At 69.3% G+C, this 4,814-nt stretch carries 3 protein-coding genes and 1 pseudogene; all 4 read left to right on the top strand.

From position 1 onward, the window contains the following. A pseudogene (locus FVW20_RS07805) lies at positions 1-547 on the top strand (dolichyl-phosphate-mannose--protein mannosyltransferase); the annotation flags it as partial. A 1-nt stretch (position 548) separates the two neighbouring features. After that, positions 549-1,358 carry a YkgJ family cysteine cluster protein gene (locus tag FVW20_RS07810; RefSeq protein WP_196608974.1) on the top strand — a complete coding sequence of 270 codons (810 nt, stop codon included), beginning with the start codon at positions 549-551 and terminating at the stop codon, positions 1,356-1,358. A gap of 11 nt (positions 1,359-1,369) precedes the next feature. Then, a complete protein-coding gene (locus tag FVW20_RS07815; protein ID WP_196608975.1) occupies positions 1,370-3,793 on the top strand; it encodes a penicillin-binding protein 1A in 2,424 nt (807 codons plus the stop codon). 191 nt (positions 3,794-3,984) lie between these two features. Beyond that, entirely contained in the window at positions 3,985-4,407 is a 423-nt protein-coding gene (locus FVW20_RS07820; protein WP_196608976.1) for a cupin domain-containing protein, read from the top strand. The last annotated feature ends 407 nt before the right edge of the window (positions 4,408-4,814 follow it).

Consider the following 4,814-nt stretch of genomic DNA (forward strand, 5'->3'; position numbering starts at 1 on the left):
CCGCGACGCCGCCCTGCTCGCGGCGGGAACGCGCACCACCGTGTGGCGCAGGCTGGTGCCCGTGTGGGCGGTGCTGGGCGTGCTGACCTTCGGCCTGGTGCACGCACAGGACGCACTGCCCCTGCCGCCGCAGTACAACCCCGCCACCCGCCTGAAGGGCTGGGCCGACCTTGGCGAGCATCTCGACGAGGTGCGTCGGCAACTGCCCGACCCGGACCGGGTGTTCTTCTTTTCCGACGCCTACGACATGACCGCCTCGCTGGCGTTTTACGCCCCCGGCCAGCCGGTGACCTACTGCGCCGACTTCGGCCGCCGCATGAGCCAGTACGACATCTGGCCGTCGCCCGCCGACAAGGTGGGCTGGGACGCCGTGCTGGTGCGCCGTGACGGGCCAAGAATGCCGTCGCAACTCGAAGAAATGTTCGAATCCGTGCAGGTCACCCACTACCAGTCCACCCACCGGGGCAAGCCGGGCCGCCCGTTCTGGGTGGTGGTGCTGCGCGGCTTCAACGGCCATTGGCCCAACTCCGGCTCCGGAGCCTACTGACATGGCACGCGCACCCCGCACCCCCAAAACGCCCGATACGACGGGCAAGCCCTGCGCCCGGCCCCATGCCAGGCGGGATGCGCCCGCGCCCGATCCTTCGGCCTGCGCCCGTTGCGCCGCGCAAGGGGCCACCTGCTGCTCCACCACCCCAGGCGAGGAGGAATTCTGCTTCCCCCTGTCCCGCTCGGAATGGGAGCGCATCGTGGAATGGTGCGACCACGTGGGCGGATTTGCCACCGAACGCAACACCCGCCCCTTCGTGGACGGCATGAAGCGCCTGTTCCCCGGCGAGGAAGCCGCCGTGGAGGCCCTGTTCCCCCTGCACGGAGAACACCTGCGCCTGGCGGTTGACCGGCGGGGCGACTGCGCCTTTCTGGGCGCGGAGGGTTGCCGCCTGCCGCGAGAGGTGCGGCCCTGGTACTGTCGCCTGTTTCCGCTATGGATGCGCGGCGAGCGCATCACCCTGTTCACCCCGGACCACTGCGTGGCCGTACGCGAAGGGCGCACCCTGACCAGCGTGCTGGCCGCCGTGCACCTGACGGAAAAGGACGTCCGCCTGCTGTTCGGGCGCCTGCGCCTGGCCTGGGGACTGGCCCCGCAGGACCCCTTCGAGGCCGGGCTGCCCTTTGCCGCCCCGGCTGACGCCGCAGCCAATGATGTCGATGCCCCTGCCGCCCCGGCTTCCACCGGCGCGGCCCCCCTGCCCAAACCCCAGCCCATTCCCGATCCCCGCACCGCCCCCCGTGGCCGCCGCAGGCCGCCCCGGCCCGGCAAACCGGGCGCTCTGGACGACGGGCCGGAAACGTTGTAACGCGCACCCCCATGAAAAAACTGCTGCTCACCCTCGGCATCGTCGGCGCGCTAGGCATTGCCGCCGCAGCCGGGCTTGCCGCCATGCTGGTGGTCTGGGCCTCGCACGACCTGCCCAGCTTCACCCGCATCGCCGACTACCGCCCCCCCCTCGTCACCACCGTGTATGCCCGCGACGGCAGCGTGATGGGCTATTTCTACCGTGAAAAACGCTTTCTCGCGCCGCTGGACAAGATGTCGCCCCGCGTGCCCCAGGCCTTTCTGGCCGCCGAGGACGACGGCTTCTACCGGCACGAGGGCATCGACCCCATCGCCATCTTCCGCGCGTTCCTCAAGAACATGCAGGCGGGGTCCATCAAGCAGGGCGGCAGCACCATCACCCAGCAGATCGTCAAGCGCCTGCTGCTGACCTCCGAAAAAAGCTACGAACGCAAGATAAAAGAAGCCATCCTTGCCTACAGGCTGGAAAAATACCTGAGCAAGGACGAGATCCTCACCATCTACCTGAACCAGATCTACCTCGGCGGCGGCGCCTACGGGGTGGAGGCGGCGGCGCGCACCTACTTCGGCAAGCATGTCAACGAGCTGTCGCTGGCCGAGGCGGCGGTGATCGGCGGGCTGCCGCAGGCCCCCTCGAAGTACAACCCCTTCCGCGATCCGGACGCCACCAGGCAGCGCCAGATGTACGTGCTGCACCGCATGCTGGACCTTGGCTGGATCAACCGCGCCGAATACGACGAGGCCGTGGCCCAGCCGCTGGTGTACCGGTCCATGGACGACAGCGGCTGGCGCGAGGGCGCGTGGTACCTTGAAGAGGTGCGCCGCCAGCTCATCGACTTCTTCAGCGAGGCCAACGTCAAGCGCCTGGGCCTGAAAGTGGACCGCTACGGCGAGGACGCCATCTACGAACTGGGCCTGCACGTGCGCACCAGCATGGAGCCGCTGCACCAGTCCGCGGCGGAAAAGGCCCTGCGCACCGGGCTTGACGACGCCTCGCACCGCCACGGTTGGCGCGGGCCGCTGCAACGGCTGAAGCCCGCGGAATACGACGCCTTCCTGAAGCACGAAAACTTCACCCCCGCCGCGCTGGCCGACGGCGCATGGGCGCGCGCGCTGGTGACCAAGGTGGTGCCGCAGGGCGCGGAAGTGCGCCTGGGAGGCTACAGGGGCTTCATCGACGTGAAGTCCATGGCCTGGTGCCGCACCCCCGACATCCGCTACGCCCCCGAACACGTGCCCGCCGTCAAGGACGCCAAGAAGGTGCTGGACGTGGGCGACGTGGTGTGGGTTTCCGCCCTGGGGGCCGACGGCAAGGCCGCCAGCTACAATCCCTCGCTGGTCTCGCAGGCCGGGGTGATCCAGCTTTCGCTGGAACAGTACCCTGACGTGCAGGGAGCCCTGGTGTCCATAGAGCCGGACACCGGCGACGTGCTGGCCCTGGTGGGCGGCTACAGCTTCAGCGACAGCCAGTTCAACCGGGCCATCCAGGCCAGGCGCCAGCCCGGCTCGTCGTTCAAGCCCATCGTGTATTCCGCCGCCATGGACCACGGCTTCACCGCCGGGTCGGTGGTGCTGGATGCGCCCTTCGTGTACCTGAACGAGTACACCGACAAGATCTGGCGGCCCGAGAACTTCGAAGGCGTGTTCTACGGCCCCACCCTGCTGCGCACGGCGCTGGCCAAGTCGCGCAACCTGTGCACCATCCGCGTGGCCCAGAAGATCGGCATTCCCTCCGTCATCGAGCGGGCCACGGCGCTGGGGCTGGAAGGTCCGTTCCCCAACGAGCTTTCCGTCAGCCTTGGCGCGGTGGCGGTTTCGCCCATCAACATGGCCGAGGCGTATACCGCCTTTGCCGCCGAAGGGCGCGTGGCCAAACGCCGGTTCATCCATTCCATCAGTGATGCCTGGGGCGAGACGCTGTTCGAATCCAGGCCCGATGTCCGCGAGGTGCTCAGCCCGCAGAACGCCTTCATCATGGCCTCCCTGATGAAGGAAGTGGTGCAGGACGGCACGGCCGCCAAGGCCAAGGTGCTGGGCAAGCCCCTGGCGGGCAAGACCGGCACCACCAACGACGAACGCGATGCCTGGTTCATCGGCTACACCCCGCACCTGGTCACCGCCGTGTACGTAGGCTTCGACCAGGTGGCGCCCATGGGCAAGTTCGAAACCGGCGGGCGGGCAGCACTGCCCATCTTCGTGGACTACCGCAAGGTGGTGGAGCCCAAGTACCCGTCGGACGACTTCCCCATGCCCCCCGGCATCGTCATGGTGCGCGTGGACGGCAAGACCGGGCAGATCGCCGGGCCGGGCTCCGAGACCAGCTACCTGCTGCCGTTCCAGTTGGGCACCCAGCCCACCTCCACGGCGGGCGACCCGGTACACCGGGGCGACGACGACACCAAGAGCGCGGAAGACCTGCTGAAGCAGCTGTACTGACGCGCCGTGCCCCACCGGGGCATGACGATGGCACGACCGGATGCATGCGCCCCGGCTCCATGAGGACTTTCGAGGACCGGGGGCCGGGGCGCCCTGTTTCGACCGTTCAGGCGGCGGCCTGTCCGCCGCCTGAACGCCCCTGCCCCCACGCACGCACCATGAACGCCGCCCACGACAGCCCAAGGAGCCGCATGCCCCGCCCCAACACCACCGCCCCTGCCGCCCCCGGCGACCGCGCAGTCACCATCACCGCCCGCGCCGACGCCGTGCCCTACGTAACCCGCGACGGGTCCGTCATCCGCGAGCTGATGCACCCCGCCGTGCACGGCAACCGCAACCAGTCGCTGGCCGAGGCGGAAGTGCCGCCCGGCTGCGTCACCCTGCTGCACCGCCACCCGCAAAGCGAGGAATTGTACCACGTCACCGCCGGGGAGGGCCTGATGACCCTGGGCGATGCAACCTTTGCCGTGGGGCCGGGCGCCACCGTGCACATCGCCCCCGGCACGCCGCACCGCATCGCCAACACCGGGAACGTGCCGCTGCTGGTGCTGTGCTGCTGCGCCCCGCCCTACGCCCACGACGACACCGACCTGCTGGACACCGCCGCCGGGTAGGGCCGGGAACGCCATGCCCGCCGCCGACGACAGCGGGCACGGCACCCACCGGAAAGTTGCCGTTGCCGAGGACGGTCACCGGCAGGTTCACGCACTGTCCTTCCGGCAGCGACCGGAAACTTGCCGGGAGACGTGCCCTCCGGGCCTGCCTCCCGTACCGTGCGGCCCGCCGATCCGCCTTCCGGCATCACATGCCGCCCTGCCCCCTCGCCCTGCCGCGCAAAACATGCTATACGGCAGGCATGCGTACACTCATCATCAGAGGCGCCCTGCGCCGGTCGACCGTTTCCTTCCTTTCATCCCCCGCCTGCGGTATTGCGTCGGCCACCCTGGCCGCCGCGCTGCTGCTGGCCCCGCTTGCCGCGCAGGCCGCCCCGCAGGCCCAGAACGCGCAATCCGCCGTGGCC

The organism is Nitratidesulfovibrio oxamicus, assembly GCF_015731765.1.
In the GTDB taxonomy this organism is placed as follows: Bacteria; Desulfobacterota; Desulfovibrionia; order Desulfovibrionales; family Desulfovibrionaceae; genus Cupidesulfovibrio; species Cupidesulfovibrio oxamicus.

Coding starts and splice junctions, on each gene's coding strand:
- FVW20_RS07810 (WP_196608974.1), top strand. CDS start 549: ATGGCACGCGCACCCCGCACCCCCAAAACGCCCGATACGACGGGCAAG.
- FVW20_RS07815 (WP_196608975.1), top strand. CDS start 1,370: ATGAAAAAACTGCTGCTCACCCTCGGCATCGTCGGCGCGCTAGGCATT.
- FVW20_RS07820 (WP_196608976.1), top strand. CDS start 3,985: ATGCCCCGCCCCAACACCACCGCCCCTGCCGCCCCCGGCGACCGCGCA.